The organism is Pseudomonas sp. PICF141, assembly GCF_002286815.1.
In the GTDB taxonomy this organism is placed as follows: Bacteria; Pseudomonadota; Gammaproteobacteria; order Pseudomonadales; family Pseudomonadaceae; genus Aquipseudomonas.
The window spans coordinates 73808-98019 of the sequence record NZ_MUNM01000033.1 but is presented as its reverse complement, the minus strand read 5'-3'; the positions used below and the strand labels follow the sequence as shown (position 1 = coordinate 98019).

The window sequence follows — 24212 nt, the reverse complement described above, 5'->3', positions numbered from 1 at the left end:
AGAATAGGCTAGGTAAATTATCAATGCTGTTCTAGCATCGATTGCATCACCTGAACAACCTCCCTTCAGAAGGTAACCGCCCATGGATTTCGCTTATTCGCCCAAAGTGCAAGAACTGCGTGAGCGCGTGACCGCGTTCATGGATACCTACGTTTACCCCGCCGAAGCGGTGTTCGAACGCCAGGTCGCCGAGGGCGATCGCTGGCAGCCGACAGCGATCATGGAGGAACTCAAACTCAAGGCCAAAGCTGAAGGTTTGTGGAATTTGTTCCTGCCCGAATCCGAACTCGGCGCCGGCCTGAGCAACCTCGAATATGCGCCATTGGCGGAAATCATGGGCCGCTCGCTGCTGGGTCCTGAGCCGTTCAACTGCTCCGCGCCAGACACCGGCAACATGGAAGTGCTGGTGCGTTACGCCAATGAAGAACAGAAGCAACGTTGGCTCGAACCGCTGTTACGCGGCGAGATTCGCTCGGCGTTCGCCATGACCGAGCCGGACGTGGCCTCGTCCGACGCCACCAATATGGCCGCCCGCGCTGTGCGTGATGGCGACGAGTGGGTGATCAACGGCAAGAAATGGTGGACCTCTGGCGCCTGCGATCCGCGCTGCAAAATCCTGATCTTCATGGGCCTGAGCAACCCGGATGCACCGCGTCATGCGCAGCACTCGATGATTCTGGTGCCGGTGGATACCCCGGGCGTGAAAATCGTGCGGCCGCTGCCGGTGTTCGGTTACGACGATGCGCCTCACGGCCACGCCGAAGTACTGTTCGAAAACGTTCGGGTGCCGTACGAAAACGTCCTGTTGGGTGAAGGACGCGGCTTCGAAATTGCGCAGGGTCGCCTCGGCCCAGGCCGAATTCACCACTGCATGCGTTCGATCGGCATGGCCGAGCGTGCGTTGGAGCTGATGTGCAAACGTGCGGTCAACCGCACTGCGTTCGGTAAACCCCTGGCGCGTCTGGGCGGTAACATCGACAAAATCGCCGACTCGCGGATGGAGATCGACATGGCGCGCCTGCTGACATTGAAAGCGGCGTACATGATGGACACCGTCGGCAACAAGGTGGCCAAGAGCGAGATCGCGCAGATCAAAGTCGTGGCGCCGAACGTCGCATTGCGGGTGATCGACCGGGCGATCCAGATCCATGGCGGGGCAGGGGTTTCCAACGATTTCCCGCTGGCCTACATGTACGCCATGCAACGCACCTTGCGCCTGGCCGACGGCCCGGACGAAGTGCACCGCGCGGCGATCGGCAAGTTCGAGATCGGCAAATATGTGCCGAAAGAGATGATGCGTAGCGGGCACTGACAGGCACCGCGTCATCGTTCATCGCGGGCAAGCCCGCTCCCACAGTTGCAGTGGTGTTCACAGATTTTGTGTACGACACGGACACTGTGGGAGCGGGCTTGCCCGCGATGGGGTCAGCCGACTCACTACATCAGTATCTGATTCAATACACCCAAACCTCCACCCGCCGATTTTTGATCCGTCCCTCATCCCCGCTGTTGGTCGCCACCGGCATCTGGGCGCCGAACCCGCGAATCTCGCGAAACACCACGCCGCTTTTCACCAGTTCTCGCCGCACCGCCATGGCCCGCAGTTTCGACAGCAGATCGGCCCGCGCGGGGTCGCTCTTGGCGTCGCCAAACCCCACCAGTGTCACCTGTCGATTGGTTTTGTGGTGCTGCTTTATATAGTCGAGCACCCGCGACAGGTCTTGTCGGGCCTTGTTATCCAGCGTCGCGCTGCCTTCTTCGAAGCGAAAATTCACGGTCAGGCGCTGGGCATGACGGCTCAGTGCCTGATACCCCTCAGGCATCAGCGCATTCGGCGTGACGGCCATGGCCTGAACCGTTTGTGCAACAAAGCCATTGGCCGCGACGATCGCCTGGCCTTTGCTGCTCTGGGCAAACTTCACCAAGGCCTTGGCCCAAGGGTTTTTCACAGTCGGCGGCAGGTAAAGGAACAGCCGCCGGGACAGCGGGTAGTCTTCCGTCGCGATCAGGCTATTGACCGGCAGCATGGCCTGGGAGTCGCCATCGACAATGGCCACGGCTTTGGCCTGGCGCACATAGGGCAAACCGATGAAGCCAATGCCTTGCGGGTCCAGACTGACCGCGTCGGACAATTGCTCGCTGGATTCGAAGCGTTTCGCGTTGCCGCTCAGGGTTTTCCCACGGGGGCTGAGGACCAGTTCCTTGAATGTGTCATAGGTGCCCGATTGGTCATCTCGCGCGTAAAGATGAATCGTCCCACCGCTGCTGCCGAGTGCCTCCCAGGTTTTCGCTTCGCCGCTGAAGATTCGCGCCAGTTGTTCGGTGTCGAGTTGCTTCAGCGGATGGTGCGGATGAAGGATGATCGCCAGCCCGTCAATGGCGATGACTTGCTCGGCAACCGGGCTTTTCAGATCGCCCAGTGGCTCAAGATTCAGTCGTTCGCTGTCCTTTATCGGGCGCGACGAAGCCGCGAGATCGGCAGAGGCGATTCTCAGGGCTTTGAACCCGGTGCTGGAACCATGGGCCGCGACCTCCACCTCCACTCGGCGTCCCTGAACGGTTTCGCCGACGATGCGTTGTTCGTTGGCTTTGTCCGGGGCTTGCCTGTGAACCTTGAGCAGGCCCTGTTCACGCATCAAGCCCTCGACCAGCGCTGGGCCCAATGCTGCGCCGATGGTGTTGGAGCCCTGGATGCGCAACACCGGGCCCTGTTCGGGCGTCGGCAAATCGCCGGCCGACACTTTTAACGGCACCAGGGCGACGAGTATCGACACAAACAACACGCGCAGCGTCATGCCGGCACCTTATAAGCCTGGGAAAGTGCCGGGAGAATAAGTCAGTAAGGTTTCTGAACGATGACAGTGATCGTTCCCATGCTCTGCGTGGGAACGCCGCCGAGGACGCTCCGCGTTCCGCTCTTGAATGTGACGCAGAGCGTTACGGGATGCATTCCCACGCAGAGCGTGGGAATGATCATTCTGTAGGCTGCGATCTGTTGCTTTTAGCTCAACTCAAGCCAGATCGGTGCGTGGTCGGAGGGCTTTTCCATTGCGCGCAAATCGTAATCCACGCCGGCATCCTTCACGCGCGGCAACAACCCATGGGATGCCATGATCAGGTCAATCCGCAGCCCGCGCTTGGGCTCATCTTCAAACCCGCGGCTGCGGTAGTCGAACCAACTGAAACGGTCGGCAATATCAGGGTTCAGGTGACGGAAACTGTCGACCAGGCCCCAATTTTTCAGGCGGGCCATCCATTCGCGCTCTTCGGGCAGGAAGCTGCATTTGCCGGTTTTCAGCCAGCGCTTCATGTTGTCCGGGCCAATGCCGATGTCACAGTCTTCCGGGGAAATGTTCACATCGCCCATCACCACAATCGGCTGGTCGTTGCTGAACCGGCTTTCCAGCAATTGTTGCAAATCGCTGTAGAAACGTTCCTTGGCCGGGAATTTGGTGGGGTGATTACGGCTTTCGCCCTGTGGGAAATAGCCGTTCATGATGGTCACCGGCACGCCATTGGCGTCGGCGAACGTGCCCCAGATGAAGCGCCGTTGGGCATCTTCTTCGTCAGTAGCGAAACCTTTATGCAGTGCAATCGGTTCCTGGCGCGAGAGCAGGGCCACGCCGTAATGGCCTTTTTGCCCGTGGAAATGCACGTGATAACCCAGAGCCTGAATCTCGTCCAGGGGGAACTGGTCGTCGTGAACTTTGGTTTCCTGCAACCCGATCACGTCCGGATTATGCTTTTCAATCAGCGCCGCCAGCTGATGCGGGCGAGCGCGCAGCCCGTTGATGTTGAAGGAAACGATCTTCATTGGTCGGCAGTCCTGGCAAAAGTGCGATGCTAGCTGACATGTAGGAATGGGGCCAGCCTTGGGGTAAGGCGATTCGTGGTGTTCTGTCAGAGATGTGTTGGCAGATCGGGCCTCTTTGCGGGCAAGTCTCGCTCCTACAAATTGGGTGTTGATCATTTAATCGTGGCTCGACGCGAACCTTGTAGGAGCGAGGCTTGCCCGCGAAGGCGTCAGCCCGGTCGATGAAGCTCCCGGCTTGGTCTATACCTGTCTGGGGAACTGTGAAGCCACCCAAAGGCTCGTACCAATAAGAACGTGGCCTTCTGAGCCGCGCCCAGGGGAGAACGACCGTTATGCCCGAAACCTCGACCGCCATTGCCGATATCCACATGCTCGACAGCGGCTATTCCCGCGAAGCACGCTCCTTGTTGTATCAGGCGTACCGGCACGAGCCGACATTCGGCTATCTGTTCGAGGCCGAGCGCCCCGGTTACGAACAGCGAGTACGGGCGACGGTGCGCGAACTGGTCAAGCAACACTTTCTTCAGGAGTTGCCAGCCATCGGCCTGCTGGTCAATGACCGTTTGATCGGCATCGCCCTGATCGCACCGCCGCAACGCCGCCTGGGCATCACCGAAAGCTGGGCCTGGCGCTTGCGAATGGTGCTCAGCACCGGATTTCGCTGTACCCGACGCTACCTCGATTACCATGCCGCCGTCATGGCGTGCGTGCCGTCCGATGCGGTGCATGTTTTGCCATTGCTGGGGGTTCACCCGCAATTCCAGGGCAAGCATTTCGGCGAACAACTGCTGCAAGCGGTGCACAACTGGTGCGCCGTCGATGAACACTCCCAAGGCGTGATCCTCGACACCGGGAATCCTCGTTATCTGGAGTTCTATAAACGACAAGGCTATGAGGAAATCGGTGAAGTAGCAGTCGGCCCGATTCTTGAGCACGTGTTTTTCCATGCGAATCCGCAGGTGTTACAAACGGCAACGGCATAACAGTAGAACTTTCGCGGCAGGTCAGGCTCTATCAGGCCCCCAGGCTCGTGATAGCATCCGCGCTATGAAGTTTTCCGGAAGATTTACCAGTGGCGTGCTGATGCTGATCTTCAGCGGTGCGGCGCTGGCGCAAAGTGAATTGGATGTGCGGATCAAACCGTCCAACGATGAACTGAAGGCCAATATAGAAGGCTATATCGGTAGCCTCGGCGATCGCGATGAAGAAGCCTTGCTGCGCTTCAGTCGCGGCGCCGAAGAACAGGCGCGCAAGGCCGCCCAGGCCTTGGGTTATTACCAGCCGCAAATCGACAGCGACGTGAAGGGCGGCAAGACGCCACGCCTGGTGCTGAACATCGAACCCGGTGAGCCGATCCATTTGCGCAACGTCACGATGCGCGTCGACGGCCCGGCGGCCTCCCTCAAGTCCTTTCGAATGCCCAAAAGCGATCTGCTCAAACCCGGTGCGGTGCTTAACCATGGCCGTTATGAGGACGCCAAGCGGCTGATCCAGAACCAGGCTTCGCGTTATGGCTTTTTCAATGGGCGCTTCACCCGCCAGAAACTCCTGGTGGACCCGCGCGCCGGTGTCGCCGACATCGAATTGATCTACGACAGCGGCCCGCGCTATGCGCTGGGTAAAGTCAGTTTTGAAGGTGACACGCCATTCGATGAAGACCTGCTGCAACGCATGGTGCCGTTCAAGGCTGGTACGCCCTACGACTCCGAACTGATCGCCGAACTCAATCAGGCGCTGCAATCGAGCGGCTATTTCGAGGGCGTGCGCGTCGACGCGGCGCCGACCGCATCCAAGGACGACGTGATCCCGGTGGCGGTCAAACTCCAAACCCGCAAGCCACGGACCATGGGCCTCGGTCTGGGCTTTTCCACGGATGTCGGTCCACGGGCCAAAGCCAACTGGACCCGGCATTGGGTCAATCCCCAAGGGCACAGTTATGGCTGGGAGGCCGAGATTTCGGCGCCACGGCAGAACGTCGGGCTGTTTTACGACGTGCCGCTGGATCCACCGCTGACCGACAAACTGCGCTTTGCCGGTGGTTATCAGAACGAAGAGATCGCCGGCACTGATACCCTCAGCAAATTGCTGACCCTCGGCCCCGAATGGCACAGCAAGTTGCCCAGCGGCTGGCAGCGGGTGGTGTCCCTCAAATGGCAGCACGAGGAATACAAACTCGGTGACGATTCGGGGCTCAGCACGTTGCTGATGCCCGGTGTGAGTTATTCCTATCTGAAAAGCGACAACCGCATCGATCCGCACAACGGTTATCGCCTGCAATTCGAAACCAAAGTCGCCAAGGAAGGATTGGGTTCGGACACCAACTTGCTCTACGGCACGGCGCTGGTCAAAGGCCTGACCACAGTCTTCGACAAACACCGTTTTCTCGGTCGGGTGCAGGTCGGCGGCAGCGCCACCAACGGGTACAAATCGGTGCCGCCGTCCTTGCGCTTCTTCGCCGGTGGCGATCAGAGCGTGCGCGGTTACGACTACCAGAGCCTGTCCCCGGAAAACTCCGATGGCGACCGTATCGGTGGCCGCTACATGGTGGCCGGCAGCGTCGAGTATCAATACTCCGTCGCCGAAAAATGGCGGGTCGCCACCTTCATCGACCAGGGCAACTCCTTCAACACACTTGAACTGCCGAACCTCAAGACCGGCGTCGGTATTGGTGTGCGCTGGGTCTCGCCGGTAGGGCCGATTCGCCTCGACCTGGCCCACGCGATGGACGACGACGGCGGCATTCGACTGCACTTTTCCATGGGGCCTGAGCTGTGAATCGTGGTTTGAAAATAACGCTGCTGGCGATTCCGGCGCTGCTGATGCTGATCGTGCTGACACTGGTCTGCGTGCTGGGCACTCCGGCGGGCAGTCGTTGGGCGCTCGGGTTTGTGCCGGGTTTGACCGTAGAGAATTTCCAGGGCCGTTTGGGCGGGCAGTGGAGCGCCGATCATCTGGTATGGAAGCAGGACAGCAGCCGGGTTGAACTGGACAAGGCGATTTTCGCCTGGTCGCCGTTGTGCCTGATGCGCATGACGTTGTGCATCGAACAATTGCAGGTCGAGCAGGTCAGCCTGCAATTTCCGCCGGGCGTGGAGGAGGAAAGCAGCGGGCCGATCAGCCTGCCGGACTTGCAATTACCGCTGGCCATTGAATTGGGCGACGTCAAAATCGGCCGCGTGCTGTTCAACGGCAGTGAAGAGCTCAAGGGGCTGCAACTGGCGGCACACTGGACCGAGAAGGGTTTGCAGATCGACTCGGTGCATTTGCAACGTGATGAACTGAGCCTGAACCTGTCCGGCCTGTTGCAACCGAGCGGTAACTGGCCGCTGACCGCCGAAGGCAAACTGACGCTGCCGGCGCCCCAGCCTTGGACACTGGCCCTGAAAGTAGATGGCGATCTGCTGAAAACCCTGAACCTGAAAGCCGACAGCAGCGGCTACCTGAACGGCCAACTCACTGGTGAACTGCAACCGCTGGCGGAAAACCTGCCGGCAAAAGTGCGCATCACCGCCGACGGCTTCAAACCCGCCGCCGATCTACCCGATACCCTGCAACTCAATCAACTGGAACTCACGGGCGACGGCGACCTGAAAAACGGTTACCAGTTGCTCGGCAAAGCCACGTTACCCGCAGAGCAAGGCCCGGTTGCGCTGTTGCTGCAAGGCAAGGTCGACGCTAGGGGCGCGCAGATCGCCGGCCTCGACCTGACGGCCAACGACAAACAAAGCCTCAAACTCTCCGGGCAAATGGACTGGAGCAAAGGCCTGAGTGCTGATGCAAAAATCGACTGGCTGGATTTCCCGTGGCATCGCCTCTATCCGCTGATCGACGAGCCGCAAGTGGCGCTGCGCAGCTTCAACGGTGAAGTCTCCTACACTGACGGCAACTACATCGGTAACTTCAAAGCCGCACTGGATGGCCCGGCCGGGGCGTTCAGTCTGAACAGCCCGTTCAGCGGCGATCTGAGCAAAATCCACCTGCCGCAATTCAAACTCGAAGCCGGGCAGGGCAAGGCCGAAGGACACCTGAATCTGCAGTTCGCCGACGGTGTCGCCTGGGATACGGCGCTGGACCTCTCGGCAATCAACCCGGCGTATTGGCTCGCGGAGTTGCCAGGTACCTTGGCTGGGCCATTGCGCAGCAAAGGCGAGATGAAAAATGAACAACTCAGTCTGACTGCCGACCTGGACCTCAAAGGCAAGCTGCGCGGGCAACCGGCGGTGTTGCAAGCCAAGGCCGAGGGTGGCGGCGAGCAATGGAACCTCAGCGCGTTGCAGATTCGCCTTGGCGACAACAGCATCATCGGTCAGGGCAGCCTGCAACAGAAACTCACCGGCCAGATCGACATCAAGATGCCGCGTCTGGCCCAGCTCTGGCCGCAACTGCGCGGTCAGCTCAATGGTCGGGTCGATGTCGCCGGCACGCTCAAGGCGCCACAAGGCAAGCTCGGTCTGCAAGGCACGCAACTGGCCTTCGAAGACCATCGCCTGAAAAGCCTCAATCTGGACGCTACCCTCGACAGCGCCCAGCGGGCAAAAATCGACCTCAAGGGCAGCGGCATTCAGACCGGCGACACGTCACTGGGCACATTGACCGCCAGCGGTCAGGGCGACATCAAAAACCAGAAACTCGCCCTCGATCTGCAAGGACCGAAGCTGAAATTGGCGCTTGGTCTCGACGGCGCGCTGGACAAGGGCAATTGGCGCGGGCGTCTGGCCAGTGGGCTGGTCCAGGCCGGTGGCCAGGACTGGAAACTGCAAAATCCGGCGAAGCTTGAGCGACTGGCGGACGGCAAAATCAACTTCGGCGCTCATTGCTGGATCTCCGGCCCGGCGAGCCTGTGCGGCGAAGATCAGCGCTTGATGCCCGAGCCGAAGCTGCGTTATCACCTCAAACAGTTCCCCATCGACAGCCTCGCCCAATGGTTGCCGAAGGATTTCGCCTGGCAAGGCAAGCTCAACGCCGACCTGCAACTGGACTTGCCGGCCAGCGGCCCGAACGGCCTGGTCAGCATCGACGCCAGTGGCGGCACCTTGCGTATGCGCGAGAAGGAACAATGGCTGGATTTCCCGTACCAGACCCTGAAACTCACCAGCAAACTCACGCCAAAGCGCATCGACACCGACCTCAACTTTGTCGGCGGCAAACTCGGTGAACTGATGGTTCAGGCGCAGATCAACCCGCTGGCGAAGAACAAACCACTGACCGGTTCATTCCGCCTCAGTGGCCTGGACTTGTCGGTGGCGCGGCCGTTTGTGCCAATGGTCGAGAAACTCACCGGGCATTTGAGCGGCAGCGGCACCTTGTCCGGCGGACTGCTGGCGCCGCTGGTCAATGGCAACCTTGAGCTGCGCGACGGCGAAGTCTCCGGGCCTGAACTGCCCATGGCCCTCGAAGCCTTGCAACTTCAAGCGGTGATTGCCGGCGAAACCGTGCAACTGAACGGCGGCTGGAAAAGCGGCAAGACCGGGCAGGGCAGCCTCAATGGCAACATTGCCTGGGGCCAGGCGTTGGTGGTGGACCTGGCGCTCAAGGGCTCGCAATTGCCAGTCACCGTCGAGCCCTACGCCGCGCTGGAAGTTGCCCCGGACCTGAAGATCTCCGTAAAGGACGACAGATTGGCAATCGTCGGCAAAGTGCTGGTGCCCAAGGGCGAGATCATCGTGCGCGAGTTGCCGCCATCGACTGTCAAGGTCTCCGATGACACGGTGATCGTCGGCCAGCAGACCGAAGAGGGCAAACCGCCGATGGCCATGGCAATGGACATCGACGTCGTGGTGGGCCAGGACAAACTGAGTTTTGCCGGCTTCGGCCTGACCGCCAACCTGCAAGGCCAGGTGCATATCGGCGACAACATGGATACCCGTGGCGAGCTGTGGCTCAACGAGGGGCGTTATCGCGCCTACGGTCAGCGACTGACGGTGCGCCGGGCACGATTGTTGTTCGCAGGTCCCATCGATCAGCCGTACCTCGACATCGAAGCGATTCGTCAGACCGACGATGTCATCGCCGGCATCCGCTTGAGTGGCAGTGCCGAGCAGCCGACCACGCAGATCTTTTCCGAACCGGCGATGAGTCAGGAGCAGGCGTTGTCTTATCTGGTGCTGGGGCGTCCGCTGAGCACTACCGGTGAAGACAACAACATGCTCGCCCAGGCTGCCCTCGGGTTAGGTTTGATGGGCAGTTCGGGGGTGACCAGCGGCTTGGCCAAGAACCTGGGCATTCAGGACTTTCAGCTCGATACCGAAGGCAGCGGCGCCAACACCGCCGTGGTGGCTAGCGGCAACATTTCGGAAAAACTCAGCCTGCGTTATGGCGTCGGGGTATTCGAACCGGCCAACACCATCGCCTTGCGCTACAAACTGAGCAAAAAGGTCTACCTCGAAGCCGCCAGCGGCGTGGCCAGTTCGCTGGACATCTTCTACAAGCGGGATTTCTAACTCCCCAAGATCAAAAGATCGCAGCCTTCGGCAGCTCCTGCAAAGGCCGCGTACATCCATATTCATGGGCGTACGCAATACCGTAGGAGCTGCCGAAGGCTGCGATCTTTTTGGTTTTTAGGGCGTAACGAAATCAAACGGCGCCAACGCAAACCCTTGTTCATCCACCTGCAACGCCCAGCCCTGACGATCCCAATCCCCCAACACGATGCGTTTGGCCGCCTGTTCGCCAATCTGCAACTTGTGGATGGCGGGGCGATGGGTGTGGCCGTGGATCAAGGTTTTCACGCCATAGGCCTGCATGACCCGCGGCACTTCTTCCGGCGTGACATCGACAATGTCATTGGCCTTCATCCGCGTCTGCGCCCGGCTTTCACTGCGCAACTTGCGCGCCAGTTTATGACGAGTGCGCAAGGGCAGGTGCCGCAGGATGAACAGGGTGATCGGGTTACGCAGGTAGCGTCGTAGCTTCATATAAGCTTCGTCGCGGGTGCAGAGGCTGTCGCCGTGCATCAACAGCACCGGCTCGCCGTAAAACTGCACGACACTCGGGTCTTTCAACAACGTGCAGCCGGCCTGTTTGCAGAAGGCCTGGCCAAGCATGAAGTCGCGATTGCCGTGCATCAGAAAAATGGCCGTGCCGCTGTCGCTCAAATCCCGCAGGGCCTGGCAGATGGAACGCTGGAAGGGCGTCATGGCATCGTCGCCAATCCACGCCTCGAAAAAGTCGCCCAGAATGTACAACGCACTCGCTGAGCGGGCACGTTCAGCGAGCAAATCCAGAAACGCCCGGGTAATGTCCGGGCGCTCCTCTTCCAGATGCAAGTCTGAAATCAGCAGTATCACTCAATGATCTCGGCTTTCTCGATGATCACGTCTTCTGCGGGTACGTCCTGGTGGCCGGCTTTGGATGTAGTCGCCACGCCTTTGATCTTGTCGACCACGTCAGTACCGGCAACCACTTCTGCGAATACGGCGTAGCCCCAGCCCTGAACGGTCTTGGCGCTGTGGTTCAGGAAGCTGTTGTCAGCCACGTTGATGAAGAACTGGGCGGAAGCCGAATGCGGTTCCATGGTACGGGCCATGGCGACGCTGTACTTCTTGTTCGGCAGGCCGTTGTCGGCTTCGTTCTGGATGCTTGGGCGCTTGTCTTTCTTTTCTTTCATGCCTGGCTCGAAACCACCGCCCTGGATCATGAAGTTGCCGATGACACGGTGGAAAATGGTGTTTTCGTAGTGACCGGCTTTGACGTATTCGATGAAGTTGGCAACAGTCAGTGGTGCCTTTTCAGCGTTCAGCTCCAGGACGATGTCGCCGAAGTTGGTGGACAGTTTGACTTGGGTCATGATGAGTACTCATTCTAGGAATTCGTGGGTTTCGGGGCTCTACAGCCCTCAACCGGTCCGGCCAGTGTCGGCCAAGGTGCGCAGTTTAGCGTGCCGGGCGCGAATTTCGAGGCTGTTTTTCATTGGCAACCGATTAAATGCAACCGATTGCCGGCCTGCTCTGTCAGCCACTTGACAGCATCGGCTATGATAAGCCCCTTTGATTTATAACAGCCGCTTTGATTTGGCCAACTGGCCGCGCACTTGTACGTTCAAGGATCCTATGAGCAAGCCCACTGTCGACCCGACCTCGAATTCCAAGACCGGTCCTGCCGTACCGGTCAATTTCCTGCGCCCGATCATCCAGGCGGACCTGGATTCGGGTAAGCACACGCAGATCGTCACCCGTTTCCCGCCTGAGCCCAACGGCTACCTGCACATCGGTCACGCCAAGTCGATCTGTGTGAACTTCGGCCTGGCCCAGGAATTCGGCGGCGTCACGCACCTGCGTTTCGACGACACCAACCCGGCCAAGGAAGACCAGGAATACATCGACGCAATCGAAAGCGACGTCAAATGGCTGGGCTTCGAATGGTCCGGTGAAGTGCGCTATGCCTCGCAGTATTTCGACCAGTTGCACGACTGGGCGGTAGAGCTGATCAAGGCCGGCAAGGCCTACGTCGACGACCTGACCCCCGAGCAAGCCAAGGAATACCGTGGCAGCCTGACCGAACCGGGCAAAAACAGCCCGTTCCGTGACCGCTCGGTTGAAGAAAACCTCGACCTGTTCGCCCGCATGAAGGCCGGCGAATTCAAGGACGGCGCACGCGTGCTGCGAGCCAAAATCGACATGGCTTCGCCGAACATGAACCTGCGCGACCCGATCATGTATCGCATTCGTCACGCGCATCACCACCAGACCGGCGACAAGTGGTGCATCTACCCGAACTACGACTTCACCCACGGTCAGTCGGATGCCATCGAAGGCATCACGCACTCGATCTGCACCCTGGAGTTCGAAAGCCACCGTCCGCTGTACGAATGGTTCCTCGACAATCTGCCCGTGCCGGCGAAGCCGCGTCAGTATGAGTTCAGCCGCCTGAACCTGAACTACACCATTACCAGCAAGCGCAAGCTCAAGCAGCTCGTGGACGAGAAACACGTCAATGGCTGGGACGATCCGCGCATGTCCACGCTGTCGGGCTTCCGCCGCCGTGGCTACACGCCGAAATCGATCCGCAACTTCTGCGAAATGATCGGCACCAACCGTTCCGACGGCGTGGTCGATTTCGGCATGCTCGAATTCAGCATCCGTGACGACCTCGACCACAGCGCCCCACGTGCCATGTGCGTGTTGCGTCCGCTGAAAGTCGTGATCACCAATTACCCGGAAGGCCAGGTCGAAAACCTCGAATTGGCGTGTCACCCGAAAGAAGACATGGGCGTGCGCGTTCTGCCGTTCGCCCGTGAAATCTACATCGACCGTGAAGACTTCATGGAAGAGCCGCCGAAGGGCTACAAGCGCCTGGAGCCAAACGGCGAAGTGCGTCTGCGCGGCAGCTACGTGATCCGTGCCGACGAAGCGATCAAGGACGCCGATGGCAATATCGTCGAACTGCGTTGCTCCTACGATCCTGAAACCCTGGGCAAGAACCCGGAAGGCCGCAAGGTCAAAGGCGTGGTGCATTGGGTGCCGGCCGCCGCCAGCGTCGAGTGCGAAGTGCGTCTGTACGATCGTCTGTTCCGTTCGGCCAACCCTGAAAAGGCCGAAGACAGCGCCAGTTTCCTGGACAACATCAACCCTGACTCGCTGCAAGTTCTCACTGGTTGTCGTGCCGAGCCTTCGCTGGGCAATGCACAACCGGAAGACCGTTTCCAGTTCGAGCGCGAAGGCTACTTCGTCGCGGATATCAAGGACTCGAAACCGGGCGCTCCGGTATTCAACCGTACCGTGACCTTGCGTGATTCGTGGGGCCAGTGATTCAAGGAACAACATAAAGTGCTAACGATCTACAACACGCTCACCAAGAGCAAAGAAGTTTTCAAGCCGCTGGATGGCAATAAGGTGCGCATGTACGTCTGCGGGATGACCGTGTACGACTACTGCCACCTGGGCCATGGCCGCAGCATGGTCGCATTCGACCTGGTGACCCGCTGGTTGCGGTTCAGCGGTTACGACCTGACGTACGTGCGTAACATCACCGATATCGAAGACAAGATCATCAATCGGGCCAAGGAGAACGGCGAGCCGTTCAACGTGCTGACCGAGCGCATGATCACCGCGATGCATGAGGATGAGGCGCGCCTCAACATCCTCAAACCGGACATGGAGCCGCGGGCCACCGATTACATCGCTGGCATGCAAAGCATGATCCAGACCCTGATCGACAAGGGCTACGCCTACGCCCCAGGCAATGGCGACGTGTACTACCGCGTCGCCAAGTTCATGGGCTACGGCAAGCTGTCGCGCAAGAAGATCGAAGACCTGCGCATCGGCGCGCGCATCGAAGTCGACGAGTCCAAGCAGGACCCGCTGGACTTCGTGCTGTGGAAAGGCGCCAAGCCGGGCGAGCCGAGCTGGCCTTCGCCGTGGGGTGACGGTCGTCCGGGCTGGCACATCGAGTGCTCGGTGATGTCCACCTGCTGCCTGGGTGAGACTTTCGACATTCATGGCGGCGGCAGCGACCTCGAGTTCCCGCACCATGAAAACGAAATCGCCCAGAGCGAAGCGGCCACCGGCAAGACCTACGCTAACGCGTGGATGCATTGCGGCATGATTCGCATCAATGGCGAGAAGATGTCCAAGTCCTTGAACAACTTCTTCACCATTCGCGACGTGCTGGAAAAGTACCACCCGGAAGTCGTGCGTTACCTGTTGGTATCGAGCCACTACCGCAGCGCGATCAACTACTCGGAAGACAACCTCAAGGACGCCAAAGGTGCGCTCGAGCGTTTCTACCATGCGTTGAAAGGCCTGCCGAACGTGGCGCCTGCTGGCGGCGAAGCCTTTGTCGAGCGTTTCACTCAGGTGATGAACGACGACTTCGGTACGCCGGAAGCCTGCGCGGTGCTGTTCGAGATGGTCCGCGAGATCAACCGTCTGCGCGAGAGCGATCTGGATGCGGCGGCCGGTCTGGCGGCTCGTTTGAAAGAATTGGCGAGCGTGCTGGGTGTGTTGCAGCTTGAGGCCGATGATTTCCTGCAGGCCGGTGCTGAAGGGCGGGTCGATGCGGCTGAGGTTGAGGCTTTGATCCAGGCGCGGCTGTCGGCTCGTGCCAACAAGGACTGGGCCGAATCCGACCGCATCCGCGACCAGCTCACCGCCATGGGCGTGGTGCTGGAAGACGGCAAGGGCGGCACGACCTGGCGATTGGCTGACTGATGATCGCTCCCACGCTCTGCGTGGGAATGCAGCCCGGGGCGCTCTGCGTCTCTTTCGAGAGCCAAACGCGGAGCGTCCGTTGAGGCATTCCCACGCGGAGCGTGGGAATGATCAGTCACCTGCCTGGCGCAATCGCTTGTAAAGGGTATTACGACTAACCCCAAGTCTGCGGGCTAAATGGGAAATATTCCCTCCAGCCGCCTGCAACTGCCGATTCAATTCCTCGGCATCATTGAGGTCGACGATTATCGGCTCCGGCGAATCCACCGGCTCCATCTCCAGATCGACAAAAAAATCATCCGGCAAATGCTCCGGCCGCACGGGTTGTTCCTCGGCCATGGCCAATGCCACCTGCATCACACTGCTGACCTGGCGCAAATTCCCCGGCCACGGATGACGACTGAACAGCGCCATTACTTCACGGCTCAAGCCGGCCCATTGGCTCGGTTCGCGGTGCTGTTCCCACAGCCGTTTGAACAACGCTTCCTTATCGCTGCGTTCCCGCAGTGGCGGCAGTTCCAGGGTCAATCCGCCGATGCGGTAATACAGATCCTCACGAAACCGCCCCAGCTGAACCTGTTCGCGTAGCGAGCGGTTGGTCGCTGAAATGATTCGAATGTCCACCGGGAACAACTCGCTGCTGCCCACCGGTTGCACACAACGCTCTTGCAATACCCGCAGCAGCCGGGCCTGGGTCGGCAGCGGCATGTCGCCGATTTCATCGAGGAACAGGGTGCCTTTGTCGGCCTTGCGGATCAGTCCGATGCTGCCTTTCTGATTGGCACCGGTGAACGCGCCTTTTTCATAGCCAAACAATTCGGACTCCACCAGTTCGGCGGGGATCGCTGCACAGTTGACGGCTATGAACGGTTGTTTACTGCGCGAGCTGGCCTGATGCAGCGCTTTGACGAAGACTTCCTTGCCAACCCCGGTTTCCCCATGAATGAGCAGCGGAATGTCCTTTTCCAGCAAGCGCTCGGCCTGGCGCACGGCTTTTTCCACGCGGCTGTCGCCAAAATGCAGGGTGTTGAGGCTGATGGCGGCGGGCGCGGGTACCGTGGGTTCAGCCCGCTCAGGTTCAGAAAACAGACGGGCCCGAATCGGCGCCTGTTTCGGCCGTTTCAGCAGGCACTGGAACCGGTTACGTCCCGAGGCTTGCAGGGCAAATGGCACATCGTCCGGTTGGTTCAGCAATTCCAGCAATGAGACTTTGAACAGGCTTTCGACACTGACCCGCGACAGGCTGATGCCCAGCAGATTGTCGGCCCGGCGATTGGCCGACAGCACCTGACCGGTTTCGTCGAAGATCAGCAACCCGGCCCATTGGCTGTCGAGGTTGTTCAACCCGGTGTTGAAGGTCAACTGGAAATGCTGGCCGTGGAACAGGTTGAGGATCAGCCGGTTCTCCACGGTCTGGCTCATCATCTTGACCATGCCCAAGGTATGCGACGGCGGCAGATAGCTGTCGCTGGACACATCCAGCACCGCGATCACCTTGCGCTCGGCATCGAAAATCGGCGCGGCGGACCCAGTCATGAAGCGGTTGGCCTTGAGAAAATGTTCATCGTGCTCGATGTGCACTGCCTGTTCGCACGCCAACGCGGTGCCGATCGCATTGGTCCCGCTGCAACGCTCCATCCAGCTGGCGCCGGCGCTGAAACCGCGAGTCAGGCTCGGCTCGATGAAACGCTGGGTACCCCAGGACGTCAGCACCTGGCCCTGATTGTCGGCGAGCATGATCAGGCAATTGGAGTTGCTGAGGATGTTCTCGTAATACGGCAGCACTTCCTGATGGGTGGTCTGCACCAGTGCATGCTGGCTCTCCAGCAACTGGGCGATGCCATCGGCGGGTAGCTGATCGAACGCTGGCGTACTTTGGTGATCGAGCCCGAACGCGCGGCAGCGTGACCAGGAATCCTGGATGATGGCGTCGTGGGAGAGCGGCGGGGCAGGTGCGGCCATGGCAGTCGATCTCTGAGCAAGCTTTTATTGTTTTTATGGGTTTCACGCACAAGAGCACATTTCGCACGTGTTTCTGGCACGACGCATACCTGTAGGAGACAGGCTTGCCGGCGAAGGCGATTTCGACGACGCCTTCGCCGGCAAGCCTGGCTCCTACAGGGCAATGTGTGGCTGAAACGTCTGTAGAGTGTTGTTCACTATTGTTCATTGTCAATCTTTGAACTGTTCAATTGTTCAGTCGCGGTTGTTCATTTCTGTTCAGCTACGAACGCGGTTGTTCCTCCATTTGAAGGATTTTCAAGCCAGATCAATCGCTTGGGATTTCTGGCACGAATGTCGCTGTAGTGCACCGGTCGCTTGACTCAATAATAAAAAGGCCGAGCCATGTCACTAGTCCTGGAGCACGTCAGCCGTACCGTCGAAGGGCAAACCTGGATCGACGATGCGTGCCTTAACTTCGAACCCGGATCGTTCAATGTTTTGCTCGGTCGCACCCTGTCCGGCAAAACCAGCCTCATGCGCCTGATGGCAGGTCTGGACAAGCCCGACAGCGGTCGCATCCTGATGAACGGCGTCGACGTCACTCAACGTCCGGTGCGTTTACGTAATGTGTCGATGGTCTATCAGCAGTTCATCAATTACCCGACCATGACGGTGTTCGAGAACATCGCCTCGCCGCTGCGCCAGTCCGGCGTTTCCAACGAGCTGATCCAGAGCAAAGTGCTGGACACCGCGAAGATGCTGCGTATCGAGAAGTTCCTGCAGCGGTATCCTTTGGAACTTTCTGGCGGTCAGCAACAGCGCACGGCCATGGCCCGGGCGCTGGTCAAGGATGCCGAGCTGATTCTGTTCGACGAGCCGCTGGTCAACCTCGACTACAAGCTGCGCGAAGAGCTGCGCCAGGAAATGCGCGAGCTGTTCAAGGCCCGGCAGACCATTGCGATTTATGCCACCACGGAACCCAATGAAGCTCTGGCGCTGGGCGGCACCACCACGATTCTTCACGAAGGTCGGGTGATTCAGAGCGGCAAGTCCTCCGAGGTGTACCACCAGCCGCAAACCGTGCTGGCGGCGGAGCTGTTTTCCGAGCCGCCGATCAATCTGATGCCGGGGCGCATCGCCGGCAATGAAGTGAGTTTCGCAAATTTCGTGCACTTCCCGTTGAACGTCGATCTGCGACCGGTGGGCGAGGGCGAGTTCCGTTTCGGTGTGCGCCCCAGCCACATTTCACTGGTGCCGAGCAACGACGACGATCTGGAATTGGCGGTGACCGTCGAGGTGGCCGAGATCAGCGGTTCGGAAACTTTCTTGCACGTGCGCAACGAGTATTTCCTGCTGGTGCTGCACTTGCCGGGTGTTCACGAATACGACGTCGATGCGCCGATTCGCATCTATATCCCGACCCATAAACTGTTTGTGTTCGATAGTCAGGGGCGGCTGGTCCAGGCGCCTGGTCGACGCATTGCGAGGGTTGCCTGATGGCCGAGATCCGTTTGCAGAACCTTGCCCACAGCTACACAGCGACGCCGGCCGGCCCTGAGGATTACGCGATTCGCGAGATGGACCACGTCTGGGAGCAGGGCGGTGCCTATGCGCTGCTAGGGCCTTCGGGGTGCGGCAAATCGACCTTGCTCAACATCATTTCCGGGTTGCTCAGCCCGTCTCAGGGCCAGGTGCTGTTTGACCGTAAAGTGGTCAACGAGCTGACTCCGGAAAAGCGCAACATTGCTCAGGTTTTCCAGTTTCCGGTGGTCTACGACACCATGACGGTGTTCGATAACCTGGCCTTCCCGTTGCGCAATCAAGGCATGGCGGAAGCGAAAATTCACACCAAGGTGCAGGAAATCGCCGAAGTCCTCGACCTTCAGGCACTGCTGTACAAAAAGGCGCGCAACCTTACCGCCGATGAAAAACAGAAAGTCTCCATGGGCCGTGGGCTGGTGCGCGATGACGTGTCGGCGATCCTGTTCGATGAACCGCTGACGGTGATCGACCCACACCTGAAATGGAAGCTGCGGCGCAAGCTCAAGCAGATCCACGAGCAGTTCAATATCACCATGGTCTACGTCACCCATGATCAGCTCGAAGCTTCGACCTTCGCTGACAAGATCGCGGTGATGTATGGCGGCCAGATCGTGCAGTTCGGTACGCCACGGGAATTGTTCGAGCGACCGAGCCATACCTTTGTCGGTTATTTCATCGGCAGCCCGGGAATGAACCTGATCGAGGTCCAGTCACAAACCGGCGGTGTCGGTTTTGCCGGGACTCATTTGCCATTGTCCGACGCGATGCAGAAACGAATCGCCGAGTCCGAATGGAAAACCCTGAAGGTCGGCATTCGTCCGGAGTTCGTTCACGTGTGGGACGAACCCTGTGATGACGCGATGCAGACACAGGTCGTACACGTCGAGGACCTTGGCACCTACAAGATCATGACCCTGAATCTCGACGGCGCTGCGCTCAAAGTTCGCCTGGCTGAAGACAAACCCGTGCCCGAAGGCACGGCGTACATCAGTTTTCCGGCGCAATGGCTGATGGTCTATGCCGATGATTACCTGTTGGAGGTGCGGCCATGAACAAGGTGCAGAACAACAAGGCTTGGTGGCTGGTGTTGCCGGTGTTCCTGTTGGTGGCGTTCAGTGCGGTGATCCCGATGATGACCGTGGTCAACTACTCGGTGCAGGATATCTTCGATCAGTCCAGCCGCTACTTCGTCGGTGCCGACTGGTACAGGCAGGTGCTGCTCGATCCACGGTTGCATGACTCGCTGCTGCGTCAGTTCATCTACTCCGGCTGCGTGTTGTTGATCGAAATCCCGTTGGGTATCGCCATCGCCCTGACCATGCCGACCAAGGGCCGCTGGTCGTCGCTGGTGCTGATCATTCTGGCGATCCCGCTGCTGATTCCGTGGAACGTGGTTGGCACCATCTGGCAGATTTTCGGCCGGGCCGACATCGGTTTGCTCGGCTCGAGCCTAAACGCCATGGGCATCAACTACAACTATGCGGCCAACACCATGGATGCCTGGGTCACGGTGTTGGTGATGGACGTCTGGCACTGGACGTCGCTGGTGGCGCTGTTGTGTTTCTCCGGTTTGCGGGCGATTCCGGACGTGTATTACCAGGCGGCGCGGATTGATCGGGCGTCGGCCTGGGCGGTGTTCCGACACATTCAATTGCCCAAGCTCAAAAGCGTGCTGCTGATCGCGGTGATGCTGCGGTTCATGGACAGCTTCATGATCTACACCGAACCCTTCGTGCTGACGGGGGGCGGTCCGGGTAATGCCACGACCTTCCTGAGTCAGACGCTGACCCAAATGGCCATCGGGCAATTCGACCTCGGCCCGGCGGCTGCATTCTCGCTGGTGTACTTCCTGATCATCCTGTTGGTGTCGTGGCTGTTCTATACCGCCATGACTCACGCTGACGCCAATCGGTGAGGCCTGCCATGAGCAAGAGAAAGCTTATCCCGTTGCTGATCTACATCCTGTTCCTGCTGGTGCCGATCTACTGGCTGCTGAACATGTCCTTCAAGAGCAACACCGAAATCCTCGGCGGTCTGACCCTGTTTCCCCGGGATTTCACCTTCGCCAACTACACGGTGATCTTCACTGACCCGAGCTGGTACACCGGTTATCTCAACTCGCTGTATTACGTGAGCCTCAATACGGTGATCTCCCTGAGCGTGGCGCTGCCAGCGGCGTATGCGTTTTCGCGCTATCGTTTCCTCGGCGACAAGCACCTGTTCTTCTGGCTGCTGACCAACCGCATGGCACCACCGGCGGTGTTCCTGTTGCCATTTTTTCAGCTGTATTCCTCGATCGGGTTGTTCGATACCCACATCGCGGTGGCGTTGGCGCACTGTCTGTTCAACGTGCCGTTGGCGGTGTGGATTCTTGAAGGCTTCATGTCCGGCGTTCCCAAGGAAATTGACGAAACCGCCTACATCGACGGCTACAGTTTCCCCAAGTTCTTCGTGAAGATCTTCGTCCCGCTGATCGGCTCCGGGATCGGTGTCACGGCGTTTTTCTGCTTCATGTTTTCCTGGGTCGAGCTGCTGCTGGCGCGAACCCTGACCTCGGTGAACGCCAAACCCATCGCGGCGGTGATGACCCGCACGGTCTCGGCGTCCGGCATCGACTGGGGCGTGCTGGCGGCGGCGGGAGTGTTGACCATCCTGCCGGGCATGCTGGTGATCTGGTTTGTTCGCAACCACGTGGCCAAGGGCTTTGCCTTGGGCCGGGTATGAGGAACTGATGATGGAATGGATGAGTTGGACTGGCCCCACGGCGGCATTCTTCAGCGTCATTGCCTTGATCCTGGCGGGTATGACGACCTGGGAATTGCGTTCGCCGAGCATCCCTCGGCGTGGTTTTTTGCCGATTGCCACGACCCGTGGCGATCGATTGTTTATCGGTCTTCTCGGCAGCGCCTACCTGCATTTGCTGGTAATCGGCGTCACCGACTGGAGCATCTGGGTGGCGTTCGCGTTGTCCCTGGTGTGGCTGTTGGCTGTGATGCGTTGGGGCTAGTCGAAATCGATCGGCATGCATGTCCCGAAACCTAAACAGGAGGTCTCTATGTTCGACAAGAACAATAAGCTGCGACATAGCGTTTCATTGGCAGCCATGCTGGCACTCAGTGGTTTGAGTGCTGCGGCCTGGGCCGATGCCTATGAAGACGCCGCCAAGAAATGGATTGGCAGCGAATTCAAACCGTCCACCCTGACCCCGGAACAGCAGCTCGAAGAGTTGAAATGGTTTATCAAGGCGTCCGAGCCGTTTCGCGGGATGAGCATCAAGGTGGTTTCGGAAACCATCGCGACCCACGAATATGAATCCAAAACGCTGGCCAAGGCCTTTACCGAGATCACCGGGATCAAGCTGACCCACGACCTGCTGCAGGAAGGCGACGTGGTGGAAAAGCTGCAGACCCAGATGCAATCGGACAAGAATATCTATGACGGCTGGGTCAACGACTCCGACCTGATCGGTACGCATTTTCGCTACGGCAAGACCGAATCGATCACCGACCTGATGGCCAACGAAGGCAAGGCCTACACCTCACCGACCCTGGACCTCAAAGACTTCATCGGTATCTCGTTCACCACCGCGCCGGATGGCAAAGTTTATCAACTGCCCGACCAGCAGTTCGCCAACCTCTACTGGTTTCGCGCCGACTGGTTCGAGCGGGCGGATCTGAAAGCGAAATTCAAAGAAAAATACGGTTATGAACTGGGCGTACCGGTGAACTGGTCGGCCTATGAAGACATCGCCAAATTCTTCAGCGAAGACGTCAAGGAAATCGACGGCAAGCGTATCTATGGGCACATGGACTACGGCAAGAAAGACCCGTCCCTGGGCTGGCGCTTTACCGATGCCTGGTTCTCCATGGCGGGTGCCGGCGATAAAGGCATTCCCAACGGCTTGCCGGTAGATGAGTGGGGCATCCGTGTCGAGGATTGTCATCCGGTGGGCTCCAGCGTGACCCGCGGCGGCGATACCAACGGCCCGGCGGCGGTGTATGCGACCACCAAGTACGTGGACTGGATGAAAAAATACGCGCCACCGGAAGCGGCGGGCATGACCTTCTCCGAATCCGGGCCGGTGCCGTCCCAGGGCAACATCGCCCAGCAGATCTTCTGGTACACCGCGTTTACCGCCGACATGACCAAACCGGGCCTGCCGGTGATGAACGCCGACGGCACGCCGAAATGGCGCATGGCACCCTCGCCGAAAGGCCCGTACTGGGAGGAGGGCATGAAGCTCGGTTATCAGGACGCCGGTTCCTGGACCTTCCTCAAGTCCACGCCTGAAAAGCAAAAACTCGCAGCCTGGCTGTACGCGCAGTTCGTGACCTCGAAAACCGTATCCCTGAAGAAAACCATCGTCGGCCTGACGCCGATCCGCGAGTCGGACATCAACTCGCAAGCCATGACCGACCTGGCACCGAAACTGGGTGGTCTGGTGGAGTTCTATCGCAGCCCGGCCCGCGTGCAATGGACCCCGACCGGGACCAACGTGCCGGACTATCCACGTTTGGCCCAACTGTGGTGGAGCCACATTGCTGAAGCGGCCAGTGGCGAGAAAACACCGCAACAGGCACTGGACGGTCTGGCCAAGGATCAGGATGCAATCCTGACCCGTCTGGAGCGCTCCAAGGTACAACCGACCTGTGGGCCGAAAATGAATCCTGAGCGGGATGCCCAGTACTGGTTCGATCAGCCGGGTGCGCCGAAAGCGAAACTGGCGAACGAGAAGCCGAAGGGCGAAACCGTGAGCTATGCCGAACTGCTGAAATCGTGGGAGGCGGCGCGTAAGTAAACAGCGGGACCGCGTGAGGCAAAACGGCACCGCAACAGGTGCCGTTTTTATTTGTCTCTGTGCCACCGCCATCGCGAGCAGGCTCGCCCCCACATTGAACCGCATTCTTTCTGACAGAACGTCGTCCCCTGTGGGAGCGAGCCTGCTCGCGATGGCGTCATTGAATACGCCGCAAACACTTCAGGTCAGCGCCGCCAGTTGTTGAACCGTGTCCGGAAAACGCTCAACCAGCCGGATCAGCGTTGTCGCCTGAGCATTAGGTTTCGCCCGCCCTTGCTCCCAGTTCTCCAGCGTCCGGGTGTTGGTGCGCAAGTACATCGCGAATACCGAACGGGAAAGGTTGAGCTGTTGGCGTATAGCTACCACTTCCTCGGCAGTGATTGGCACCAGTTTTGGCAGTTTGACCTTGTGGGTTCGCAGCGTGACCTTGCCTTGGCGCTCGTCGGCCAAGGCTTCAAGGCCTTCCATCAGTTCGGCAAAAATGTCACGTTTCATAGTGGGATCTCGTGTTGATTTCGCTATATAGAGTTTGTCTGAAAAGTTTCTTCTGGGAAGGCGACAAGTCGTTTTGCTCGTGTTTGCTATATACGGTGAACAGCCAGAATTGATCAAAACCCGACCACCAGTAATAAATCACCCTTAGTCCACTGCGCTTGCCTTTGCCTCGTCGCTGGTCGGAGAAACGGACCTTTCGCAACCCGCCCATACCTTCCACCAGGTCGCCGGTTTCCGGGTTTTTCAGCAGCTCCAGTTGAAAGCTGCGAAACAGTTCGTCGTCCAGGTAGTCATTTCGATGCTTTTGAAATGCGGGTAATTCGATAAAAAGAGCGTCCATGTTCTGTACGTTACCTGCGTATATTTCTATCACAAGAATCGAATAGGTCAAGGCTTCTGTGCCTGCCAATTCGGTCAAGCCATTACATTAAAGTCAAAGGCGGGATCGGGATGTAGGACGCGGCTGATTCAT

The 24212-nt window shown here is 58.9% G+C and carries 19 protein-coding genes; 12 read left to right on the top strand and 7 right to left on the bottom strand.

Translation table 11 applies throughout. From position 1 onward, the window contains the following. Positions 1-82 precede the first annotated feature (82 nt). The gene (locus tag BZL43_RS06730; protein ID WP_095631579.1) at positions 83-1312 is read left to right on the top strand and encodes an acyl-CoA dehydrogenase; all 1230 of its coding nucleotides are present in this window, start codon (positions 83-85) and stop codon (positions 1310-1312) included. A gap of 142 nt (positions 1313-1454) precedes the next feature. On the opposite strand, the gene BZL43_RS06725 is transcribed toward BZL43_RS06730, so the two are convergent. Both BZL43_RS06725 and xthA read right to left on the bottom strand, forming a co-directional pair. Next, positions 1455-2795, bottom strand: a complete 1341-nt coding sequence (locus BZL43_RS06725) for a substrate-binding domain-containing protein (RefSeq protein WP_095631578.1) — start codon at positions 2793-2795, stop codon at positions 1455-1457. A gap of 206 nt (positions 2796-3001) precedes the next feature. Next, positions 3002-3814 (bottom strand): exodeoxyribonuclease III, encoded by an 813-nt coding sequence (gene xthA / locus BZL43_RS06720; RefSeq protein ID WP_095631577.1) that lies wholly within the window; start codon positions 3812-3814, stop codon positions 3002-3004. A 332-nt stretch (positions 3815-4146) separates the two neighbouring features. Between xthA and BZL43_RS06715 the strand changes: the two genes are divergently transcribed. The 3 genes from BZL43_RS06715 to BZL43_RS06705 all read left to right on the top strand — a co-directional run bounded on the left by BZL43_RS06715 (position 4147) and on the right by BZL43_RS06705 (position 10254). After that, positions 4147-4797, top strand: a complete 651-nt coding sequence (locus BZL43_RS06715) for an N-acetyltransferase (RefSeq protein WP_095631576.1) — start codon at positions 4147-4149, stop codon at positions 4795-4797. Positions 4798-4861: 64 nt separating this feature from the next. Further along, complete coding sequence (locus BZL43_RS06710) at positions 4862-6589, top strand: autotransporter assembly complex family protein (RefSeq protein WP_095631575.1); 1728 nt, start codon at positions 4862-4864, stop codon at positions 6587-6589. Next, positions 6586-10254, top strand: a complete 3669-nt coding sequence (locus BZL43_RS06705; protein ID WP_095631574.1) for a translocation/assembly module TamB domain-containing protein — start codon at positions 6586-6588, stop codon at positions 10252-10254. Before BZL43_RS06710 ends, BZL43_RS06705 begins: the two co-directional genes overlap by 4 nt. A gap of 117 nt (positions 10255-10371) precedes the next feature. On the opposite strand, the gene lpxH is transcribed toward BZL43_RS06705, so the two are convergent. Together lpxH and BZL43_RS06695 are read right to left on the bottom strand one after the other, a co-directional pair. After that, positions 10372-11100, bottom strand: coding sequence for a UDP-2,3-diacylglucosamine diphosphatase (lpxH, locus tag BZL43_RS06700; RefSeq protein WP_095631573.1), 729 nt, complete (start codon positions 11098-11100; stop codon positions 10372-10374). Further along, positions 11097-11600, bottom strand: coding sequence for a peptidylprolyl isomerase (locus BZL43_RS06695; RefSeq protein WP_095631572.1), 504 nt, complete (start codon positions 11598-11600; stop codon positions 11097-11099). The genes lpxH and BZL43_RS06695 overlap by 4 nt, the downstream gene beginning before the upstream one ends. A gap of 262 nt (positions 11601-11862) precedes the next feature. On the opposite strand from BZL43_RS06695, the gene BZL43_RS06690 reads away from it, so the two are divergent. Then, positions 11863-13560 carry a glutamine--tRNA ligase/YqeY domain fusion protein gene (locus tag BZL43_RS06690; RefSeq protein WP_095631571.1) on the top strand — a complete coding sequence of 566 codons (1698 nt, stop codon included), beginning with the start codon at positions 11863-11865 and terminating at the stop codon, positions 13558-13560. Positions 13561-13578: 18 nt separating this feature from the next. Beyond that, entirely contained in the window at positions 13579-14961 is a 1383-nt protein-coding gene (cysS, locus tag BZL43_RS06685) for a cysteine--tRNA ligase (RefSeq protein WP_095631570.1), read from the top strand. 111 nt (positions 14962-15072) lie between these two features. Here cysS and BZL43_RS06680 read toward each other — a convergent pair whose 3' ends face one another. Then, the gene (locus tag BZL43_RS06680) at positions 15073-16923 is read right to left on the bottom strand and encodes a sigma-54-dependent Fis family transcriptional regulator (RefSeq protein WP_095631569.1); all 1851 of its coding nucleotides are present in this window, start codon (positions 16921-16923) and stop codon (positions 15073-15075) included. A gap of 384 nt (positions 16924-17307) precedes the next feature. On the opposite strand from BZL43_RS06680, the gene BZL43_RS06675 reads away from it, so the two are divergent. The 6 genes from BZL43_RS06675 to BZL43_RS06650 are packed head-to-tail and all read left to right on the top strand — an operon-like array spanning position 17308 to position 23245. Then, entirely contained in the window at positions 17308-18402 is a 1095-nt protein-coding gene (locus tag BZL43_RS06675) for an ABC transporter ATP-binding protein (protein WP_095631568.1), read from the top strand. Continuing rightward, the gene (locus tag BZL43_RS06670) at positions 18402-19499 is read left to right on the top strand and encodes an ABC transporter ATP-binding protein (protein WP_095631567.1); all 1098 of its coding nucleotides are present in this window, start codon (positions 18402-18404) and stop codon (positions 19497-19499) included. The genes BZL43_RS06675 and BZL43_RS06670 overlap by 1 nt, the downstream gene beginning before the upstream one ends. Then, positions 19496-20362: a carbohydrate ABC transporter permease gene (locus BZL43_RS06665; protein ID WP_095631566.1), complete on the top strand. Its 867-nt coding sequence runs from the start codon at positions 19496-19498 to the stop codon at positions 20360-20362. Before BZL43_RS06670 ends, BZL43_RS06665 begins: the two co-directional genes overlap by 4 nt. Positions 20363-20370: 8 nt before the next feature. Next, on the top strand, positions 20371-21171 hold the full coding sequence (locus tag BZL43_RS06660; protein ID WP_095631565.1) for a carbohydrate ABC transporter permease: 801 nt from the start codon (positions 20371-20373) through the stop codon (positions 21169-21171). Between the two features lie 10 nt (positions 21172-21181). Beyond that, positions 21182-21454, top strand: a complete 273-nt coding sequence (locus BZL43_RS06655) for a DUF2160 domain-containing protein (RefSeq protein ID WP_095631564.1) — start codon at positions 21182-21184, stop codon at positions 21452-21454. Positions 21455-21502: 48 nt separating this feature from the next. After that, positions 21503-23245 carry an ABC transporter substrate-binding protein gene (locus tag BZL43_RS06650; RefSeq protein WP_095631563.1) on the top strand — a complete coding sequence of 581 codons (1743 nt, stop codon included), beginning with the start codon at positions 21503-21505 and terminating at the stop codon, positions 23243-23245. Between the two features lie 180 nt (positions 23246-23425). Here BZL43_RS06650 and BZL43_RS06645 read toward each other — a convergent pair whose 3' ends face one another. Together BZL43_RS06645 and BZL43_RS06640 are read right to left on the bottom strand one after the other, a co-directional pair. Beyond that, complete coding sequence (locus tag BZL43_RS06645) at positions 23426-23740, bottom strand: DNA-binding transcriptional regulator (RefSeq protein WP_095631562.1); 315 nt, start codon at positions 23738-23740, stop codon at positions 23426-23428. After that, on the bottom strand, positions 23730-24080 hold the full coding sequence (locus tag BZL43_RS06640; RefSeq protein WP_095631561.1) for a toxin: 351 nt from the start codon (positions 24078-24080) through the stop codon (positions 23730-23732). Before BZL43_RS06640 ends, BZL43_RS06645 begins: the two co-directional genes overlap by 11 nt. Positions 24081-24212: the final 132 nt, after the last annotated feature.